At 65.8% G+C, this 19,484-nt stretch carries 19 protein-coding genes; 15 read left to right on the top strand and 4 right to left on the bottom strand.

The features are described 5' to 3' along the window. Window positions 1-156: 156 nt before the first annotated feature. The 11 genes from NU1_RS02950 to NU1_RS02900 all read left to right on the top strand — a co-directional run bounded on the left by NU1_RS02950 (window position 157) and on the right by NU1_RS02900 (window position 10,994). Window positions 157-1,626, top strand: a complete 1,470-nt coding sequence (locus NU1_RS02950) for an aldehyde dehydrogenase (RefSeq protein WP_067517099.1) — start codon at window positions 157-159, stop codon at window positions 1,624-1,626. A gap of 11 nt (window positions 1,627-1,637) precedes the next feature. Beyond that, on the top strand, window positions 1,638-2,393 hold the full coding sequence (locus tag NU1_RS02945) for an SDR family oxidoreductase (protein WP_067517097.1): 756 nt from the start codon (window positions 1,638-1,640) through the stop codon (window positions 2,391-2,393). An 11-nt stretch (window positions 2,394-2,404) separates the two neighbouring features. After that, window positions 2,405-3,316, top strand: a complete 912-nt coding sequence (locus NU1_RS02940; RefSeq protein ID WP_067517225.1) for an NAD(P)-dependent oxidoreductase — start codon at window positions 2,405-2,407, stop codon at window positions 3,314-3,316. Then, on the top strand, window positions 3,313-3,735 hold the full coding sequence (locus NU1_RS02935) for a carboxymuconolactone decarboxylase family protein (RefSeq protein ID WP_067517095.1): 423 nt from the start codon (window positions 3,313-3,315) through the stop codon (window positions 3,733-3,735). Before NU1_RS02940 ends, NU1_RS02935 begins: the two co-directional genes overlap by 4 nt. 32 nt (window positions 3,736-3,767) lie before the next feature. After that, window positions 3,768-5,240 (top strand): FAD-dependent oxidoreductase, encoded by a 1,473-nt coding sequence (locus NU1_RS02930; RefSeq protein WP_067517093.1) that lies wholly within the window; start codon window positions 3,768-3,770, stop codon window positions 5,238-5,240. A gap of 15 nt (window positions 5,241-5,255) precedes the next feature. Next, complete coding sequence (locus tag NU1_RS02925; RefSeq protein WP_067517091.1) at window positions 5,256-6,113, top strand: LLM class F420-dependent oxidoreductase; 858 nt, start codon at window positions 5,256-5,258, stop codon at window positions 6,111-6,113. A gap of 65 nt (window positions 6,114-6,178) precedes the next feature. Continuing rightward, window positions 6,179-7,459 (top strand): glycosyltransferase family 4 protein, encoded by a 1,281-nt coding sequence (locus NU1_RS02920; RefSeq protein WP_067517088.1) that lies wholly within the window; start codon window positions 6,179-6,181, stop codon window positions 7,457-7,459. After that, window positions 7,453-8,184, top strand: a complete 732-nt coding sequence (locus NU1_RS02915) for a class I SAM-dependent methyltransferase (RefSeq protein WP_067517086.1) — start codon at window positions 7,453-7,455, stop codon at window positions 8,182-8,184. The genes NU1_RS02920 and NU1_RS02915 overlap by 7 nt, the downstream gene beginning before the upstream one ends. Then, window positions 8,171-9,244, top strand: a complete 1,074-nt coding sequence (locus NU1_RS02910) for a prenyltransferase (RefSeq protein ID WP_067517084.1) — start codon at window positions 8,171-8,173, stop codon at window positions 9,242-9,244. The genes NU1_RS02915 and NU1_RS02910 overlap by 14 nt, the downstream gene beginning before the upstream one ends. Window positions 9,245-9,779: 535 nt before the next feature. Continuing rightward, a complete protein-coding gene (locus NU1_RS02905) occupies window positions 9,780-10,535 on the top strand; it encodes an LGFP repeat-containing protein (RefSeq protein ID WP_307642797.1) in 756 nt (251 codons plus the stop codon). 66 nt (window positions 10,536-10,601) lie between these two features. Beyond that, window positions 10,602-10,994, top strand: a complete 393-nt coding sequence (locus tag NU1_RS02900) for a VOC family protein (RefSeq protein WP_067517082.1) — start codon at window positions 10,602-10,604, stop codon at window positions 10,992-10,994. Here NU1_RS02900 and NU1_RS02895 read toward each other — a convergent pair. After that, entirely contained in the window at window positions 10,973-11,704 is a 732-nt protein-coding gene (locus NU1_RS02895) for a helix-turn-helix transcriptional regulator (RefSeq protein WP_245719922.1), read from the bottom strand. The two genes, NU1_RS02900 and NU1_RS02895, sit on opposite strands and share 22 nt — an antisense overlap. 218 nt (window positions 11,705-11,922) lie before the next feature. Continuing rightward, the gene (locus tag NU1_RS02890) at window positions 11,923-12,597 is read right to left on the bottom strand and encodes a class I SAM-dependent methyltransferase (RefSeq protein WP_067517080.1); all 675 of its coding nucleotides are present in this window, start codon (window positions 12,595-12,597) and stop codon (window positions 11,923-11,925) included. A 117-nt stretch (window positions 12,598-12,714) separates the two neighbouring features. Here NU1_RS02890 and NU1_RS02885 point away from each other — a divergent pair, with 117 nt between their 5' ends. Then, window positions 12,715-13,278, top strand: coding sequence for a TetR/AcrR family transcriptional regulator (locus NU1_RS02885; protein ID WP_067517219.1), 564 nt, complete (start codon window positions 12,715-12,717; stop codon window positions 13,276-13,278). A 73-nt stretch (window positions 13,279-13,351) separates the two neighbouring features. Then, a complete protein-coding gene (gene cyp51 / locus NU1_RS02880) occupies window positions 13,352-14,704 on the top strand; it encodes a lanosterol 14-alpha demethylase (RefSeq protein ID WP_067517078.1) in 1,353 nt (450 codons plus the stop codon). 14 nt (window positions 14,705-14,718) lie between these two features. Here the strand turns inward: cyp51 and NU1_RS02875 are convergent, their stop codons facing one another. Then, window positions 14,719-15,207 carry a glutathione peroxidase gene (locus NU1_RS02875; RefSeq protein WP_067517076.1) on the bottom strand — a complete coding sequence of 163 codons (489 nt, stop codon included), beginning with the start codon at window positions 15,205-15,207 and terminating at the stop codon, window positions 14,719-14,721. A 21-nt stretch (window positions 15,208-15,228) separates the two neighbouring features. Continuing rightward, window positions 15,229-16,461 carry a cytochrome P450 gene (locus NU1_RS02870; RefSeq protein WP_067517074.1) on the bottom strand — a complete coding sequence of 411 codons (1,233 nt, stop codon included), beginning with the start codon at window positions 16,459-16,461 and terminating at the stop codon, window positions 15,229-15,231. 218 nt (window positions 16,462-16,679) lie between these two features. Between NU1_RS02870 and NU1_RS02865 the strand changes: the two genes are divergently transcribed. Both NU1_RS02865 and NU1_RS02860 read left to right on the top strand, forming a co-directional pair. Then, complete coding sequence (locus NU1_RS02865) at window positions 16,680-18,323, top strand: GMC family oxidoreductase (protein WP_067517072.1); 1,644 nt, start codon at window positions 16,680-16,682, stop codon at window positions 18,321-18,323. 135 nt (window positions 18,324-18,458) lie between these two features. Beyond that, window positions 18,459-19,460, top strand: a complete 1,002-nt coding sequence (locus tag NU1_RS02860) for a TIGR03617 family F420-dependent LLM class oxidoreductase (protein ID WP_067517216.1) — start codon at window positions 18,459-18,461, stop codon at window positions 19,458-19,460. Window positions 19,461-19,484 lie beyond the last annotated feature (24 nt).

The raw sequence follows: 19,484 nt of genomic DNA, 5'->3' as shown, positions 1-19,484 counted from the left end.
CAGTACTGGAGCGGCCCGAGACTGACAATGAATCGGCGGTTTTCGGGTGAAATGAACGCCGCGGCGGCAGCTGGCCATACTGGAACAGGTTCTTGCGCGGCTCGGAATTCCGAACATATAGTCCGTACACGTGTCCGGACAGCAGAGGAGCTACCGATGAACGGTCTCGTCCCAGGCGGTGCTTCGCACCTGCTGATCGGCGGAAAGTTGGTTCCGGGCGGCGCGGGCGTCTTCGCCACCGTCGACCCGGCCACCGAGGAAGTACTCGGCCACGCCGCCAATGCCGACAGCGCCGATATGGACGCGGCGATCACCGCCGCGCGCACCGCGTTCGACACCACCGACTGGTCCCGCGACCACGCCTTCCGCGCCCGCTGCCTGCGGCAGCTGCGGGACGGCCTGCGCGGGCATATCGAGGAACTGCGCGAGATCACCATCGCCGAGGTGGGTGCGCCGCGAATGCTGACCAGCGGCCCGCACCTGGAGGGGCCGGTGGACGACCTCGGCTGGTTCGCGGATCTGGCCGAAAACTACACGTGGGAAACCGATCTCGGCGTAGCCGAGCCGATGGGGATCAAGAGCAGCCGTCGAGTGCGGCGCGAGCCGATCGGCGTGGTCGGGGCCATTACGCCGTGGAACTTCCCGCATCAGATCAATTTCGCCAAACTCGGTCCGGCACTGGCGGCGGGAACCACCGTGGTACTCAAGCCCGCACCGGATACGCCGTGGTGTGCCGCGGTGGTGGGCCGAATCATCGCCGAGGAGACCGATATTCCGGCGGGTGTGGTCAATATCGTCACCTCCGACGACCACGGCCTCGGCAACCAGCTGGTGGTGGACCCGCGGGTGGACATGGTCTCGTTCACCGGGTCGACGCAGACCGGACGCGCCGTAATGAGTGCCGCCGCGGCCTCTTTGAAGAAGGTATTCCTGGAGCTGGGCGGCAAGTCGGCGTTCATCGTCCTCGATGACGCGGATCTGCGCGGCGCGGTGAGCTATGCGGCGTTCGGGGTGTGTGTCCACGCCGGGCAGGGCTGCGCCATCAGTACCCGACTGCTCGTCCCACGCGAATCCTATGAGCAGGCCGTCAAGTACGCGGCCCGCACCCTCGCCGGCATTACCCCCGGCAATCCCACGGATGCCGGAACCATCTGCGGGCCGCTGATTTCCGAGCGTCAACGCGACCGCGTACAGCGCTACCTCGATCTCGCGCGCGCCGAGGGCGGCACCATTGTCACCGGCGGTGGGCGTCCCGCGACCGCTGAACGCGGCTACTACATCGAACCCACCCTCATCGCGGGTCTGCCGAATTCGGCGACCGTCGCCCAGGAGGAGATCTTCGGCCCGGTGCTGGTGATCATTCCGCACGATGGTGACGACGATGCCGTGCGCATTGCCAACGACTCCCCCTACGGCCTGTCCGGCTCGGTCTGGGGCACCGATACCGAGCGCATTCGCCGCGTGGTGGAGGGCGTGCGGACCGGGACCCTGAGCGTGAACGGCGGCGTCTGGTACTCCGCCGACGCACCGTTCGGCGGATACAAGCAGTCCGGTATCGGCCGGGAGATGGGCGTGGCCGGGTTCGAGGAATACACCGAAACCAAACTGATCGCGACCGGCTGCTGAGGAGCAACACCATGGCCCGCTTCACTGGAAAATCCGCAATCGTCACCGGAGCCGCACAGGGCATCGGCGCGGCGTACGCACAGGCGCTCGCCCGCGAGGGAGCGAAGGTCGTTGTCGCGGACTTGAACTCCGACCGTGGCGAGGAGGTCGCCAAACTGATCACCGCCGACGGCGGTACGGCCGTCTTCCGTCAGGTGGATGTCTCCGATCCCGAATCCGCTGCCGCCGTCGCGGAATTCACCAAGAACGAGTTCGGCAGCATCGACCACCTGGTCAACAATGCCGCCATCTACGGCGATATGAAGCTCGACCTGCTGCTGACGGTGCCGTGGGACTACTACAAGAAGTTCATGGGCGTGAACCTCGACGGTGCGCTCAATATGACCCGCGCGGTGTGGAAGCCCATGTCGAAGGGTGGCGGTGGTTCCATCGTCAACCAATCTTCCACGGCGGCCTGGACGTACTCCGGCTTCTACGGGCTGGCGAAGGTCGGCATCAACGGCCTCACCCAGCAGCTGGCACATGAGCTGGGCGGCTCCAAGATTCGCATCAATGCCATCGCTCCCGGACCGATCGATACCGAGGCCACCCGAAATGTAGTGCCCGGCAATATGGTCGACGATATGGTGCAGCAGCAACTGGCGATCAAACGCCTGGGCACGCCGGACGATCTGGTGGGTGCCTGCCTGTATCTACTGTCCGACGAGGCCCGGTGGGTTACCGGGCAAATCCTGAATGTCGATGGCGGGCAGGTATTCCGGTCATGAGCGAGCGACCGATGGGTACAGCCGAAAGCAGCGAACGACCCTTGGACGCGGCCGAATTCGCGGTCGGCTTCATCGGTTTGGGCAATATGGGCGCACCCATGGCGCAGCGGCTGCTGAAGTGGCCGGGCGGCCTGGTGGTGTGCGATATGAGACCGGAGGTGTTGGAGCCGTTCACCTCCGGCGGTGCCACAACCGCCGACACCGCCGCCGAGGTCGCCGAACGCTGCGGAGTGGTGTCGGTGGCGGTACTGGACGACGCTCAGGTCCGGTCGGTGGTCACCGGTCCGAACGGAATACTGCACAGCGCGAAACCGGGAACGGTGATCGCGGTGCACTCCACCATTGCCGATCAGACGGCCGTCGCCTTGGCGGCCGAATGTGCCGAGCGCGGTGTGGAATTCGTGGACGCACCGGTGAGCGGTGGGGCTCCCGCCGCCAAGAAGGGTGGGTTGGCGGTCATGGTGGGCGGCACCGAGGGCGCCTTCGCCACCGTGCGATCACCGTTCGAGCTGTGGGCCTCGCTGATTGTGCACGCGGGTGAGGTCGGTGCGGGTACCCGAATGAAGTTGGCGCGCAATCTGCTGCACTTCATTGCCTTCACCGCGGCGTCGGAGGCGCAGCGCCTGGCCGAGGCCGCCGAGCTGGATATCACCGAACTCGGCAAGGTGGTGCGGCACTCCGACTCCCACACCGGTGGCGCGGGTTCGATCATGTTGCGTAATACCACCGCACCCGTCGAACCCGACGATTTCTGGTTTCCCATCCTCACCCACGTCCGAGATCTCGGCGAGAAGGATCTCTCGCTCGCCCTCGACCTGGGCCGCCGCCTCGGTGTTCCATTGCCTTTGGCCGAACAGGCGCTCGACGGCCTCGGTGCCGGGCTCGGTGTGGGGCCCGGCGATATCTCCAAGGAGCAGAAATGAGCACACCATCGCACAGCGATTCCGTGGGGGACGACGGCCGGGCGGAGGGCGGGCCGGATGAACGCCGCGAACGCGGGTTGAAGAAGATGTCCGAGGTGTACGGCTGGGAGTTCCAGGACGGTCCCGGCGAGCACTTCGCCGTGACCGCCGATCATCTCTTCGCCGACATCTGGTCGCGCCCAGGGCTTTCCATCCGTGACCGGCGGCTACTGCTCATCGGCGCGCTCACCGCGCAGGGTCTGTTCGATATCGCGGAGATCCAGATCGGCGCGGCGCTGCGCAATGAGGAACTCGACGAGGAGCAGCTGCGCGAGATCGCGCTCTTCCTCTGCCACTACGTGGGCTGGCCCGCGGGCACGACGCTCGACCAGAAGGTCGGGAAGGTCATCGCGCACGAGAAAAAGGCCGCGAAGCAATAGCCTCCGAGAACTTACCGAGAGTTAGGAAATTCATGGCCGAAACCGCAAGTGTGCGCCCACTCCGGGCCAGTGAGGTCGAGACCTGGGACCATACGGCCGATGTGGTCGTCGTCGGCTACGGCGTCGCCGGTGCCTGCGCCGCCATCGAGGCCGCGCGATCGGGTGTCGACACGCTGGTGCTGGAACGCACCGGCGGTTGGGGTGGCGCGGCCGCCATGTCGGGCGGATTCATCTATCTCGGTGGTGGCACACCGTTGCAGCAGGCGCTCGGGTTCGACGACACCCCGGAGAATATGGAGAAGTTCCTGACCGCCGCCCTCGGACCGGGAGTGGACTCCGACAAGATTCACGACTACTGCCAGGGCAGTGTCGAGCACTTCAACTGGCTTGTCGCCCAGGGTGTTCCATTCAAGGAGGAGTTCTGGGGTGAGCCCGGCTACGAGCCGCCCGCCGACCAGGGCCTGATGTTCTCCGGCGGCGAGAATGCCGCGCCGTTCAATGCCATCGCCGATCCCGCACCACGCGGTCACCTCGCCTGGACCAAGGATAAGAAGCTGGGTGAGAAGGGCGGCGGCTACATGCTGATGGAGCCGCTCGCCCAGACCGCCGAAAAGCTCGGTGTGCGCCACGAATACGACATCCGGCTGCGGCGGCTCATTGTCGACGATTCCGGCCGGGTGGTCGGCGTGGCCGCCACGCGGTACGGCAAGCCGGTGTTCGTGCGCGCCGAACGCGGCGTGGTGTTGGCGACCGGCAGCTTTGCCTACCAGCACGAAATGGTCGAGCGGTTCGCGCCCAAGATCTTCGGCCGTCCCGCCGCCACGGTGGAAGAGCACGACGGTATCGGTATCCGGGTCGCCCAGGCCCTGGGCGCAGATCTGGCGCATATGGATGCCACCGAGGTCGCGCTGATCGCGGACCCGCAGGTGGTGGTGCGCGGCATTCTGGTGAACGGACGCGGCCAGCGCTTCATTACCGAGGACACCTATCCGGGCCGGATGGGCCAGGCGATCCTGCAGGACCAGGACAATCAGGCCTACCTGATTATCGACGAGGCCGCGCTGGAGGCGGCGTTCGAAACCCAGTCCTCCATGTCGTTCCTGCGTATCGCACCGACCTGGGTGGCCGAAACGGTGGCCGAACTCGAGAGCGAGATGGGGCTGCCGGAGCACACCCTCCAGCACACCATCGACCTCTACAACCACCATGCCGAGCAGGGCACAGACCCATTCCTGCACAAGAAGCCGGAATGGGTGAAACCGATCAGCGCGCCGCTGGGCGCGTACGACCTGCGCGGGTACACCGGCGGATTCACCCTCGGCGGACTTCGCACCGATCTGGATTCGCAGGTGCTGCACGTCGACGGGGAACCGATTCCGGGGCTGTACGCGGCGGGTCGCGTCACCTCCGGCATCTGTGCGGGCGGCTACGCATCCGGCTGCTCCCTCGGTGACGGCAGTTTCTACGGCCGACGTGCGGGCGTGGCCGCCGCCAAAGGCAACTGAGAGAGGTTGGCACGCATGCGATTCGGCATAGTCCAGTTCACCAGCGACCGCGGCATCACCCCCGCCGCCGTCGCGAAGGCCGCGGAGGAACGCGGCTTCACATCGTTCTTCGTGCCCGAGCACACCCATATTCCGGTGAAACGTAAAGCGGCGCATCCGCTCACCGGTGGTGCGGAACTGCCCGACGACCGGTATACCCGAACCCTCGACCCGTGGGTCGCACTGGCGACCGCGGCGGCGGTGACCTCCACTATCGAGCTGTCCACGGCGGTGGCGCTACCCACCGAGAGCGACCCCATCACCCTCGCCAAAACCATTGCGACGCTGGACCATCTGTCCGGCGGGCGAGTCACCGTCGGTGCCGGATTCGGCTGGAATACCGATGAACTCGCCGACCACGGGATCCCGGGCAATAAGCGTCGCACGGCCCTGCGCGAGTACATGGAGGCCATGCGGGAGCTGTGGACTCAGGAGGAAGCGAGCTACTCCGGTGAGTTCGTCTCCTTCGGCCCCAGCTGGGCGTGGCCGAAACCGGTGCAGTCACATGTGCCGCTACTGATCGGTGCCGGTGGGACCGAGAAGACCTTCAAGTGGATCGCCAAGTCCGGGGACGGGTGGATCACCACGCCGTACGAGTCGGATGTGTCGGCCTCCACGGCGCTATTGATGAAGTGCTGGCGCGATGCCGGGCGCGAGGGCACACCGCGGGTGGTGGCCCTCGACGGCAAGCCGGATCCGGAGAAGCTGGCCCGGTGGGCCGAGGCCGGAGTCACCGACGCGCTGTACGGTCTGCCGGATAAGTCCGATGACGAGGTACTCGCCTACCTCGACCGGCTGGCGGCCAAGTTGGCGCCACTCGGTTCGGCGAACTGATGTCGAGTATCTGAACCACCGTTCCTCACACTGCTTTTCGTGTTGTCGAGAAAGGCCACACCGACGTGCGCATTGCCCTGCTGTCCTACCGCAGCAAGACTCATTGTGGCGGGCAGGGCGTGTACGTCCGGTACCTCAGCCAGGGTTTGACCGACCTCGGACACGAGGTGGAGGTGTTCTCCGGTCAGCCCTATCCCGAACTGCTCGATCCTCGGGTGCGGTTGACCGAGGTGCCGAGCCTGGACCTGTACCGGGAGCCTGATCCGTTCCGGACCCCGCGCCCGAGCGAGATTCGCGATGGAATCGATCTGCTGGAACTGGGAACCATGTGGACGGCCGGGTTCCCGGAACCACGCACCTTCAGCCTGCGGGCGGCGAAGTTGCTGCGGACGCGGGCCGCGGATTTCGATGTGGTGCACGACAATCAGTGCCTCGGCTCCGGATTGCTCGATATCGCACGGCATCTGCCGCTGGTCGCGACCATCCACCATCCGATCACCCGGGACCGGGAGGTGGATCTCGCGGCGGCGCGGTGGCGGCGAAAACCCTTCCTGCGCCGGTGGTACGGGTTTCTGGGTATGCAAATGCGGGTGGCGCGGCAGATTCCGGACCTGATCACCGTATCCTCGTCATCGGCCGCGGATATCTGCGCGGACTTCGGCGTACTGCCACAGCAATTGCGCACCGTGCCGCTGGGTGTGGACACCGAACTGTTCCGGCCCCGTGCCCAGCCGCGGGCGCGGGGGCGCATCGTGGCCGTGGCCAGTGCCGACAAACCCCTGAAGGGCATCGCTCATCTCTTGAAAGCCGTTGCCCGGCTGCGTGGTACCCACGAGCTGGATTTGCGGTTGGTCGCCAAGCTGGAACCGAACGGACCCACCGAGAAGCTCATCGCCGAACTCGGGATCTCCGATATCGTCACCGCCGTCAGCGGCCTCGATGACGACGAGCTGGCGCGCCTGTTCAGTTCGGCCGAAATCGCCTGCATTCCCTCGATGTACGAAGGGTTCTCGCTACCCGCCGTGGAGGCCATGGCCAGCGGGACACCGCTGGTCGCCAGTCGCGCCGGGGCCCTGCCGGAGGTGGTGGGCGACTGCGCCGAACTGATCGAGCCCGGAAATGTGGACGAACTGACCCGGGTGCTGGGCAGACTGCTCGACTCCCCCGAACGCCGCCGGCAGCTGGGCGCGGCCGGACGCCGCCGGGCACTCGACATCTTCAGCTGGGAAGCTGTGGCCGCGCAGACGGTTTCGGTCTACGAACAGGCCATTTCCCGACACTTCACCCGCCCCGCCATCGCGCCCGTCGGCGCGGCACATACCCGCCAGGAGGCGCACACATGCTGACCGTCGACTTCGACCGGCTGGGTATCGGTCCCGGCACCAAGGTCATCGATGTGGGCTGCGGGGCCGGGCGGCATTCGTTCGAGGCGTATCGGCGCGGCGCGGATATCGTGGCCTTCGACCAGAATGCCGGGGATCTCGCCGATGTGCAGACCCTGTTCGAGGCCATGGCCGAGGTCGGAGAGGCTCCCGACTACGCCAAGGCGGAGACGGTGCGCGGCGATGCCCTCGACCTGCCCTACGGCGATGGCGCGTTCGATGTGGTGATCGCCTCGGAGATTCTCGAGCATATTCCGCGCGATGGTCAGGCCATCAATGAATTGGCGCGGGTGCTGAAACCCGGTGGGGTACTGGCGGTTACGGTGCCGCGCTGGCTGCCCGAACGCATCTGCTGGGCGCTGTCGGACGAATACCACGCCAATGAGGGCGGGCATATCCGCATCTATCGCGCCGACGAATTGCGCGACAAGATCACCGCGCGCGGGGTGCGCCATATCCGGACCGAGCACGCGCACGCCCTGCACGCACCGTACTGGTGGTTGAAATGCGCGGTCGGTGTCACCGCGGAGAAGAATCCGCTGGTCTCGGCGTATCACCGACTTCTGGTGTGGGACATGATGTCCGCACCGCCGCTCACCCGCGTCACCGAACGGTTGCTCGACCCGCTCATCGGAAAGAGCGTGGCCCTGTACTTCGCGAAACCGGTGGTGCGCCTTGGCGGTAACTGACCTACCGGCGGTCGCCGGGGTGCTCACCGGTGCGGACTGCCTGCGCACCGCCGAATCCATTGCCGCCACCCAGGAATCCGACGGTGCCCTCCCCTGGTTCACCGGCGGACACACCGACCCCTGGGACCATATCGAAAACGCCATGGCGCTCACCGTCGCCGGGCTCCGCGACCAGGCCCGGGCCGCCTACGCCTGGTCGGCCGCCACCCAGCGCCCGGATGGCTCCTGGCCCATGCAGTTTCGCCGGGGCGAAGTGGAGAACGCCGACGCGGACACCAATTTCTGCGCCTACATCGCCACCGGTGTGCTGCATTTCCTCACCAGCACAGACGATTCCGCGTTCGCCATCGATATGTGGCCGACGGTGCGTCGCGCCATCGATTTCGTACTCGCCCTGCAACAGGGTCGCTACGGCGAAATCCACTGGTCTCTGGGACCCACCGGTAGCTCGGGTGCGGCCCTGCTCACCGGCTGTTCCAGCATCTTCCACAGCCTGCGCTGCGCGCTGGTGCTCGCCGATCATGTGGGTGATCCCCAGCCCGAATGGGAGGTCGCGGCGCTGCGCCTGGGCCATGCCCTGCGCGAACATCCGGAAGCGTTTCTGGACAAGAACCGCTACTCCATGGACTGGTACTACCCCATCCTCGGCGGAGCGGTGCGCGACCGCGCGGGCCACGGCAGAATCCATTCCCGCTGGGATGATTTCGTGGTCGACGACCTCGGCATCCGCTGCGTTTCCGACCAGCCCTGGGTCACCGGCGCGGAAACCTGCGAACTCGTCCTGGCCCTCGACGCCCTGGGCGACCGTGACCGCGCCATGAGGCTGTTCGCCAATATGCAGCACCTGCGCGAAACCGATGGCTCCTACTGGACCGGCCTGGTCTTCGCCGACGGCAAACGCTGGCCCGAAGAACGCACCACCTGGACCGGAGCCGCCATGATCCTGGCCGCCGACGCCCTGTCGCGCACCACCGCGGCCAACGGCATCTTCCGCGACCTGCTCCCCGCACCCACGGTCACCGGTCACCTCACCTGCGACTGCGTGGACACCCGCCCCTGAAAGACCCCACTCTCGGGAACTCTCAGGGGCTTCGCCCCCGAACCCCATAAGCACGTGGCACTTCGCCTGGCCGCACAGCCAATGTGCGCGGCGATTCGCCGGGTCTCGCAGCCATAGCATCGCTTCGCTGCACAACAACATTCGTGGCGGTTCGCCGGCCAGCTCGCCGTCACGCGCTCGGCCATGGGCAGTACTGAACATGGAGGCGCGTTGTCGGCACAGCCCCGTGATCCCGGCACGCTGTGGCCGGGATCCTCTCCTCAGCGGTGTGGATTCCGGCCAAAAGCGTGCCGGAATGACGTAGGCCGACAGGCGGCATCGCGATGCCAACCTCAGCAATGAGATTCGACCGATGCCGCACTGGATTGCCGGGACACCGGACCATAGTGACCGAGATCATAGTTTGCGGTCGGGACTGGCGGCGCGGGACATTCGGCGCTTGTGGTCGTGGCGGCCGAGTTTCCATCTTGCCGACCCGGCTCCCGCCTTGGAGGATGGCGGCGGTACGTGTCCAACCGGAATCCGAGGTAAGCCGTTGAGTCCGCTTCGCAAGAACAATTCGTCCCTGCGTCGCCGGGGCGCGGTCGCGCTGGCTGTCGCGGCGGCGGGAGTCCTGGTCGGCACCGGTATGAATCCCGCTGCCGCCCGTCCGATCGGGGCGTTCGAGGTCGGCGGGGCCATCGAGGTCGAATACGACGCCGCGGGTGGACCCGGGGTGTTCGGCGATCCGACCGGTCCCGAACTGGATGCGGCGAAGGGCGGCAGGTTCCAGGAGTTCGAGCGCAATGCGTCGATCTACTGGAATGCGGTGGACGGCGCACACCCGGTCACCGGATTCATTCGCGACAAGTGGCGGGCCCTGGGCGCGGAGAACGGTGGACTCGGCTACCCGGTCACCGGTGAGAGCTCCACCCCGGGCAAGCCCGGCCGCTACAGTCACTTCCAGCACGGCTCCATCTACTGGTCGGTCGGCACCGCCGCCCACCAGATCGGCGGCGTTATTCGCGATAAGTGGGCCCCGGTCGGCTGGGAGAACAGCCCGCTCGGCTTCCCCATTACCGACGAGGGCTCAACCAGTCAGGGCGACGGCCGCTTCAACCTCTTCGAGGGTGGCGCCATCTACTGGTCGAAGAGCACCGGCTCGAATGTGATCTGGGGCGCGATCCGCGACCAGTGGGTCGCGGCGGGCGGCGAAACCGGCCGCTACGGCCTCCCCAAGGGCGACGAGTACGACTACGAGGGCGGTAAGGCCCAGGACTTCCAGGGCGGCAAGATCACCTGGCAGCCCTAGGGATCACACCCGGCGCCTGTCCGATTTCTTCAAGACCGGCGCGCCCGGTCCAGCTAGTTTCGAGGTATGGCACCTCGACTCGATGTAATCGGACTGATTGTCTCCGACCTGGAAGCCTCCCTCGCCTTCTACCGTCGCCTGGGCCTCGAATTCGGCCCGGTGGCCGGTGCGGGGCATGTGGAAGCCGAACTGCCGGGTGGATTCCGGCTGGCCCTCGATACCGAAGAGGTCATGGCCTCGTTCCAGTCGAATTGGCAACGACCCGGAAGCGACGGGCGGATCGGGCTGGCTTTCCGGTGCGACTCCCCCGCCGAAGTGGACGCCGTGTACGAAGAGCTGGTGGCGGCCGGCCGGCACGGGGAATTGAAGCCCTTCGATGCCGAGTGGGGGCAGCGGTACGCGGTGGTGAACGACCCCGACGGCAATGGGACCAGCCTCTACGCGGCGTTGCACTCCTGAACCGAAAGCAGCTGGCGCAGCGGCATTCCGGCGAACTCGCGCACATCGCGCGCGAGATGCGGCTGATCGGCGTATCCGGCGTGGGCCGCCGTTTCCGCGAACGATTTGCCCGCCCGGATCAGCGCCAGGGCCCGTTGCAAACGCAGAATTCGCCCGAGGGTCTTCGGGCCATAACCGAAGGCCGACAATGACATTCGACGCAGCTGCCGCTCGCTGAACCCGGCCGCATCCGCGATCTCCGCCACCGAATCCCCCGCTCCCAGCCGAGTCACGATCCACGGCAGTACCGGATCGGGGGGCTCGGTGGCCGCGGCTCGCTCGAATGCCACTGCTTCCAAACCGATCAGGGGGTCCGCGGCCGCCGCGACGGTGTCGACGGACCGGCGCGCCAGCGCCGCGGGCCACAGCTCGTCGAGTTCGACCCTGGTATCCCGCAATTCGCGGCCGGGGACACCGAGCAACGCGGGGGCGGTACCCGGAAAGAAGCGCATGCCGTGGACCCGCGTACCGATCCGCGACGGACCACTCGCGGCGCGGCTGTCCGGCCCGGCCACCCGCAAGCGGCCGTCCATCCACAGCAGATCCATACACCCGTCGGGCAGCACCGGCAGTTCATTGGCGGACAGCACCGTCCGCGTCCACACCACCGCCCCCGCGATCACCGTCGAGGGGCGCTCGCTGTACGCGGTCGTGGGCGGATGAATCTCCACGTCTCGAGACTACGCACGCGCACCGACGCCTTCACGTGGGCCAGGCCGAGCCAAGGGGTAGCCGAAAATACCGCATGTTTCGTGATCGAACCGCCCCGTCATCCCGGCATGCTTTTGGCCGGGATCCACACTGCGCGGTGTCCTGTTCGAGCGTGGATTCCGGCCAAAAGCATGCCGGAATGACGAGAGGCGTTACGCGCAGAACTTTGACCAGGCGATTAGTTGCAGGCCGCGGTGCGTTGCAGAATGCGCAGCGAGCCCGTCACCGACAGCTCCCGGAACTTCCCGGAGTCCAGTGCCCGCCGGTAGATATTGTGCGGCGCCTGTCCACCGTCGGCCGGGTCGGGGAAGACGTCGTGTATGGCCAGCAGACCACCGCCCGCCACCCAGTGCGCCCAATTGTCGTAGTCCCGTTGCGCCGCTTCCTCGGTGTGGCCGCCATCGACGAACAGCATGCGCAGTGGTGTGCGCCAAACGCTGGCGGCGGCGGTGGAGGAGCCGATGATGCCGACAACGGTATCGGTGAGTCCGGCGCGAACCATGGTGCGGCGGAAGGCGGTTACGGTGTCGAAGACGCCGGTTTCCGGATCGACCAGCGAGGTGTCGTGGTACTCCCAGCCGGGCTGGTGTTCCTCCGAACCGGAGTGGTGATCGACGGTGAAGACGGTCGCGCCGGTCTCGCGGGCGGCCGCACCCAGATAGATGGCGGACTTACCGCAGTAGGTACCGATTTCGAGGATTACGCCATCACCGGCATGGGTGCGCGCGGCGTCGTAGAGCGCGCGGCCCTCCTCCGGCGGCATGAATCCGGTGACCTGTTCGGCCACTGCGAATAGGTCGGCGGTGGCAGCGGAAATCTCGGCGCCGGGCCGGGTCGTTGAAATGCCGGTCATCGAAAACCTTTCCGGGGCACCCGTATTGATGTCCGGAGAACATCGCCGAGTTGCCTGTAGAGCGGCACCATAGTAGCATCCGGACACGTGTCTGATCCCCTTTCCGCCCGTCAGGTGCTGAGCATGGAGGCCACCCGCCGACGCCTCACCGAGAAGCAGGCCGACACCGTCGACAAGCTGACCCGGGCGGCCATGGAGGTGCTGTCGCGCGAGGGTTTCGCGGGCCTGACCGTGCGCATGGTGGCCGCGGCCGCCGGGGTCGGCACCGCCACCGCCTATACCTATTTCTCCTCCAAGGAACATCTGGTAGCGGAGATGTTCTGGCGGCGACTGTCCGCCACCCCACCCCCGGAGACCATGGAGACCGACCCGACCGTACGGGTGATCGCGGTCCTGCGGCAGACCGCCATGCTGGTGGCCGATGAACCCGCGCTGGCGGGCGCGGTGACCAGTGCGCTGCTGGGTACCGATCCCGATGTGGCGCATCTGCGCTTGCGGATCGGCAGCGAGATCCGCAAACGACTGCTGGACGCACTCGGCGCGGATGCCGATCCGGATATCGTGGAGACGCTGGAATCGCTGTACTCCGGTGCGCTGGTGCGAGCCGGAATGGGTTACGCGTCGTACGCCGAGATCGCCGACCAGCTGGAGAAGTCGGCGCGGCTCGTACTGCCGAACTGATCCCTTGCCGCGGAACGCCTCCGGGTAGTACCTTCCAGACAGGTGTCCAACGCCGGTAGTGCGGGAGGTTCCGATGTCCTTGGCGCGACCACGACAGGTCTCCGGCGGCCATCACGAACACGGCCATCTCGAGGAATTCCGCACCGACCCCATCGCCCTCATGCGCCGGGTGCGCGCGGAGTGCGGCGATATCGGATCGTTTCGGCTCGCCGAACGCGATGTCATCCTGCTGTCGGGCGCGCAGGCCAATGAGTTCTTCTTCCGGGCGAGCGATGAGGAACTGGATCAGGCCGCCGCCTACCCGTTCATGAAACCCATCTTCGGCGCGGGCGTGGTATTCGACGCACCACCGGAACGGCGTAGGGAGATGCTGCACAACTCCGCCCTGCGCGCCGAACAGATGCGCGAGCACGCCGGCACCATTGCCCACGAGGTGGACCGGATGCTCGCGCGCTGGGGTGATGCGGGCGAGATCGATCTGCTCGAATTCTTCGCGGAACTCACCATTTACACCTCCTCGGCCTGCCTGATCGGCGTGAAGTTCCGCAATGAGCTCGACGCGCGCTTCGCGAAGCTCTATCACGAGTTGGAGCAGGGCACCGACGCCTACTGCTATGTGGACCCCTACGCGCCGATCGACAGCTTCCGCCGCCGCGATGAGGCACGCCACCAGCTGGTGAAGCTGGTCCGCCACATCATGGCGGATCGAATGGCGAATCCGACTGTGGGCAAAGAAGACCGGGATATGCTCGATGTGCTGGTATCGGTGCGCGACGAGCACGGCAATCCGCGGTTCTCACCCAGCGAGGTCACCGGCATCTTCATCTCCATGATGTTCGCCGGACACCACACCACCTCCGGCACCGCGGCGTGGACGATTATCGAACTACTGCGCAATCCCGAAGTGCTGCACAGTGTTGTGCGCGAGCTGGATACCCTCTACTCCGATGGTGCGGATGTGAGTTTCCATGCGCTGCGCCGGATTCCGCGGTTGGAGGCGGTGCTGAAGGAGACGCTGCGGATGCATCCGCCGCTCATCGTTCTCATGCGCGTGGCCCGCGATGAATTCGACGTGTGCGGACACCGCATCGCCCCGGGCGATCTGGTGGCCACGACTCCCGCTGTCTCCAACCGGATTCCGGAAGATTTTCCGGATCCGGACCGCTTCGACCCGGGCCGCTATCTGGATCCGAATCAGCAAGATCTGGCCAACCGCTGGACCTGGATTCCCTTCGGCGCGGGTCGGCATCGCTGCGTCGGCGCGGCCTTCGCACTCATGCAGCTGAAGGCCATATTCTCGATCTTGTTGCGGGACTGGGAATTCGAACTCGCCCAGCCGCCGGACAGCTACCGCAATGACCATTCCAAAATGGTTGTGCAGCTGGAGCAGCCCTGCGCGGTGCGCTACCGGCGGCGGCACAGATAGCGGCGGTGCGGTGACTAGAGCGCGGCTTCGATGGCCCCTGTCACGGTCGCATCGCCCGGCGCGGTGCGGGGACGGAAACGCCCCAGCACCTTGCCGTCACGGCCGATCAGGAACTTCTCGAAGTTCCACTGGATATCCCCGGCGGCGCCTTCGGCATCGGCGACGTCGGTCAATTCCGCGTACAGCGGGTGCCGTCCGTCCCCATTCACCTCGATCTTCTCGAGCAGCGGGAAGTCCACGCCGTAGTTCATCGCGCAGAAGCTCGCGATCTCCTCGGCGGTACCGGGCTCCTGCCCCATGAACTGGTTACACGGCGCGCCGACCACGGTGAAACCGCGCTGCCCGTAGGTCTGCTGCAGTTCCACCAGGCCCGCGTACTGCGGGGTGAGGCCACACTTGGAGGCGACATTCACCAGCAGCACCACCTTGTCCCCGGCCAGGTCGGCCAAGGTGGTGGGTTCGGCGGACAGCGTCTGGAGGGGAATCTCGCGAATCTCGGTCATGATTACCGATGGTAGATCGAGTTACCCGTAGCGGACCGGCCAGTGTTTGATCCCATTGATCCAGCCGGACCGCAGCCGGGTCGGCGGGGCCACCTCGCTGAGATCGGGCATCGCATCGGCAATGGCATTGAACATGAGGTCGATTTCCAGCCGGGCCAGATTCGCACCGACACAGAAATGCGTGCCGGTACCACCGAATCCGACATGCGGATTGGGGTCGCGCAGCACGTCGAACCGGAACGGATCGTCGAAGGCTTCCTCGTCGAAGTTGGCGGAACTGTAGAACAGTCCGACCCGCTGACCCTCGAGAATCCGCTGCCCACCGAGTTCGGTATCGCGCGTGGCGGTGCGCTGGAAGGCCGTCACCGGCGTCGCCCAGCGCACGATCTCATCGGGCGCGGTGCGCGGTCGCTGTTCGCGGTACAGCTGCCACTGCTCCGGATTGTCGACGAAGGCCTTCATACCGTGGGTAATGGCATTGCGGGTGGTCTCATTGCCCGCCACCGCTAGCAGGATGACGAAGAATCCGAACTCGTCCGAACCCAGCGCCTCACCGTCCACGTCGGCATTGACCAGCTCGCTGACAATATCGTCGACCGGACAGGCTCGCCGCTGCTCGGCCATATTCCAGGCATAACCCAGGATCTCGGCGGATGCGGCATTGGAGTCGCCGCCGTACTCCGGATCGTCGTAGTTCAGCGTTTCATTGGTCCAGGTGAACAGCTTGTGCCGATCGTCCTGCGGCACCCCGAGCAGTTCCGCGATGGCCTGTAGCGGCAGTTCGCAGGCGACCTGCTCGACGAAGTCTCCACCACCGGATTCCTTGGCCTCGGCCACAATTCGCCGGGCGCGGTCGGTGAGCGCGGCACGCAATCCCTCGACGGCGCGCGGGGTGAATCCCTTGGAGACGATGCGGCGAATCTTGGTGTGTTTCGGTGGATCCATATTGACCAGCAACGCATTACGGGTCAGATCCATCTGCTCAGGCGTACTGTCGCCGGGTATGCGAATGATCGCCCCCTTGGCATTGGAGGAGAAGACCTCCGGATGCCGGGAAATCTCTTTGATGTCTTCGAGTCGACTGATCACCCAGTAGCCGCCGTCGTGAAACGGAGCGGCCCGTTCGGGTGTCTGCGCATTCCACCAGACCGGCGCGGTACGGCGGAGCGCGGCGAACTCCGCGACCGGACTTCGATCCGCCCAGAGGGCGGGATCGGTGAAATCGAAACCGGCCGGAATCGACGGAACAGTCACTGTTCCTCCTATGGCTGTCGCCACCAAGATTCGAAATTGGAACAAGTTCTACACCCGATTGAACCATGCACCCCGGGCCCGGGTCAGCAGTCTCGCCGGACTCATCCCAACTGTCGCGGAAAGTTGACCACCAGACCTGGACAAGACCTCCCGAGTGTGGCGAAACTAGAACTTGTTCTACAGTGATTCCAGGCACACTCGAGGATGAGGTAACGAACATGACCGCTTCTCCGCGCTCCGCGGACGCCGCAACCGAAGCCGATTACGTCGTAGTCGGCGCGGGTAGCGCCGGTGCTGTGGTGGCAGGCCGGCTCGCCGAGCGCGGCGCGAGCGTGATCCTGCTGGAGGCCGGACGCAAGGACAACACCCGCCTGGTGTCCAGCCCCGGCATGATCACCATGGTCCACACCGTTCCACAGCTGAAGCAGCGTGTGGTGTGGAAGCAGTACTCCACCCCGCAGAAGCATGCGAACGAGCGCAAGATCCCGATGACCCGCGGCAAGGTGCTCGGCGGCTCCAGCTCGGTCAACGGCATGCTCTTCGTGCGCGGCAACAAGGCCAACTACGACTCCTGGGCCGCCGAGGGCAATAAGGGCTGGAGCTACGACGATGTCCTGCCCGCCTACAAGCGCCTGGAGAACTGGCAGGACGGCGCGTCCGAACTGCGCGGCACCGGCGGCCCCATCGAGGTCACCCGCCAGCAGGAGCTGACCCCGATCTCCCACGAATTCATGACCGCCGCGTCCGAAACCCTGGACGCACCGATCATCGAGGACTACAACGGCGCGTCGCAGGAAGGTATCTCGATCTTCCAGCAGAGCGTGCGGAACGGTATTCGCTACAGCTCTTCTCGCGGATTCATTACCGACCGGCCCAATGACAACCTGACCGTCGTGACCCACGCGCACGTCACCCGGGTCGTCATCGAGAACGGTCGCGCCATCGGCGTCGAGGTCGCGGACAAGAAGGGCGCGCGCCGCGTCATCCGCGCCGCCAAGGAGGTCATCGTCTCCGGCGGTGTCGTCGGCTCACCGCAGATCCTCATGCTCTCGGGTATCGGCCCGGCCGCGCAGCTGCGTGAGCACGGCATTACCGTGCACGCCGATCTGCCGGTCGGCCAGAATCTGCACGATCACCTGTTCGTGCCGATGACCTACATCTCCAAGAAGGCCCTGCACCGCGGCATTCCGACCTACTTCGCGCGCGGCATCATGCGTGAGATGCGCAATCCGGGTAGCTCCTGGATGGGTCGCACGGTGTTCGAGGCGGTCGGCTTCGTCAAGACCAAGTTCGCCGAGGGCGACTACCCGGATATGCAGATCCACACCCTGCCGTGGTCGTACCCGATCCCGAACCAGGACGAGGACAAGATGCATATGGTGGACCGGCGGCCGGGATACACCATCTTCCCGAGCCTCATCTACCCGAAGAGCCGTGGCGAACTGCGGCTGGCCTCGGCCGACCCGTTCGCCTCGCCGCTGATCGATCCGGGCTACCTGACCGACCCCCGGGACGCCGACTTCCTGATCGAGGGCATTCGGATGATTCGGGAAGTCATGGCGCACAAGAGCATTGCCGGTTCACTCACCGAAGAGCTGGCTCCCGGCCCGGCCCTACAGGACGAGACCGCGCTGCGTCGCGAACTGCCCAACCGCATTCACTCCATCTACCACCCGGTCGGCACCTGCCGCATGGGTGTGGATGAGCGCGCGGTGGTGGATCCGACGCTGAAGGTGATCGGTATCGAGGGCCTGCGGGTCGCCGACGCCTCCATCATGCCGAGCATTACCGGCGGCAATACCAATGCACCTAGCTACATGATCGGTGAGAAGGCGGCGGAGTTCATCATCGCCGATATGTAGTTCGCAGAACCCGATACCGCTGACGTTGTGCTTCCCTGCCGGAGGCGGTATCGCCTCACCCCTCTCAGGGCCTGATCCACCCCTCCTGGGCCCTGGGAGGGGTGAGTGAACCTCGGCTAGGAGATCGCGGTGCGGATACCGATAGATGTGTGGCTCAACGGGTCCGCCACCCAGGCGGGTGAACGGGCAGCGGAGCTGCGGCGGCTCGGCGTGGATGGCGTGTTCACCTTCGAGGGCCCACACGATGTGTTCCTCCCGCTGGCACTCGCCAGCCGCGAACCCGATCTCGCGCTCATGACCAATGTGGCAATGGCGTTCCCGCGCAGCCCGATTCACCTCGCACACGCGGCCTACGATCTACAGCTGCTGTCCGGTGGGCGATTCCGGCTGGGGCTGGGCAGCCAGATCAAGGCGCATATCGAACGCCGCTACGGGTCGACGTGGTCGCAGCCGGTGGAGCGCATGCGCGATACGGTGCTGGCGGTCCAGGCGATCCTGCACTCCTGGCAGACCGGAGAACGGCTCGATCATCGGGGTCCGTTCTGGCAGCACACCCTGATGCCGCCGCAGTTCAGTCCCGGACCGAATCCCTATGGGACACCGCCCGTTCTGATCGGGGCATTGGGCCCACGAATGACCGAAATGGCCGCACAGGTGGCGGACGGACTCCTGGTCATGCCGTTCAACAGTGCACGCCACTTTCGGGAGCGCACATTACCGGCGGTGGCGAAGGGGCGCGCCGGATCCGAGCGCCCGTTCGAGATCATCGCCGAAGCCATTGTCGCCACCGGCAATTCGGACCAGGAGATCGAGCTGGCGCGCCAGGCGGTGCGGAATCTGCTGGCGTTCTACGGTTCCACCCCCGCCTACCGTCCGGTCCTCGAGGTCGAGGGATGGGCGGATCTGCAACCGGAGCTCAATCTGCTCTCGAAGCAGGGCCGCTGGCAGGAGATGGCCGGGCTCATCGACGACACCATGGTGGATACCATCGCAGTCAGCGGCACCCCCGCCGAGTGCGCGGGACAGATCCGAGATCGATTCGGCGGCCATGTATCCCGTATGTGCTGCTACTTCCCGGGGTACCCGGTCAGTGATGCGGCGATCGCGGAACTGGCGGAGGCGTTGCACGGTAACTGATTGAACCTCCGTCATTCCGGCGTG

Source organism: Nocardia uniformis NBRC 13702, from assembly GCF_001613345.1.
GTDB classification, from domain to species: domain Bacteria; phylum Actinomycetota; class Actinomycetes; order Mycobacteriales; family Mycobacteriaceae; genus Nocardia; species Nocardia uniformis.
This window is presented reverse-complemented; position numbering and strand designations above follow the sequence as displayed.

Bases quoted from the DNA above. Each gene is read 5' to 3' on its own strand.
- NU1_RS02950 (WP_067517099.1), top strand. From the start codon at position 157: ATGAACGGTCTCGTCCCAGGCGGTGCTTCGCACCTGCTGATCGGCGGA.
- NU1_RS02945 (WP_067517097.1), top strand. From the start codon at position 1,638: ATGGCCCGCTTCACTGGAAAATCCGCAATCGTCACCGGAGCCGCACAG.
- NU1_RS02940 (WP_067517225.1), top strand. From the start codon at position 2,405: ATGGGTACAGCCGAAAGCAGCGAACGACCCTTGGACGCGGCCGAATTC.
- NU1_RS02935 (WP_067517095.1), top strand. From the start codon at position 3,313: ATGAGCACACCATCGCACAGCGATTCCGTGGGGGACGACGGCCGGGCG.
- NU1_RS02930 (WP_067517093.1), top strand. From the start codon at position 3,768: ATGGCCGAAACCGCAAGTGTGCGCCCACTCCGGGCCAGTGAGGTCGAG.
- NU1_RS02925 (WP_067517091.1), top strand. From the start codon at position 5,256: ATGCGATTCGGCATAGTCCAGTTCACCAGCGACCGCGGCATCACCCCC.
- NU1_RS02915 (WP_067517086.1), top strand. From the start codon at position 7,453: ATGCTGACCGTCGACTTCGACCGGCTGGGTATCGGTCCCGGCACCAAG.
- NU1_RS02900 (WP_067517082.1), top strand. From the start codon at position 10,602: ATGGCACCTCGACTCGATGTAATCGGACTGATTGTCTCCGACCTGGAA.
- NU1_RS02890 (WP_067517080.1), bottom strand. From the start codon at position 12,597: ATGACCGGCATTTCAACGACCCGGCCCGGCGCCGAGATTTCCGCTGCC.
- cyp51 (WP_067517078.1), top strand. From the start codon at position 13,352: ATGTCCTTGGCGCGACCACGACAGGTCTCCGGCGGCCATCACGAACAC.
- NU1_RS02875 (WP_067517076.1), bottom strand. From the start codon at position 15,207: ATGACCGAGATTCGCGAGATTCCCCTCCAGACGCTGTCCGCCGAACCC.
- NU1_RS02865 (WP_067517072.1), top strand. From the start codon at position 16,680: ATGACCGCTTCTCCGCGCTCCGCGGACGCCGCAACCGAAGCCGATTAC.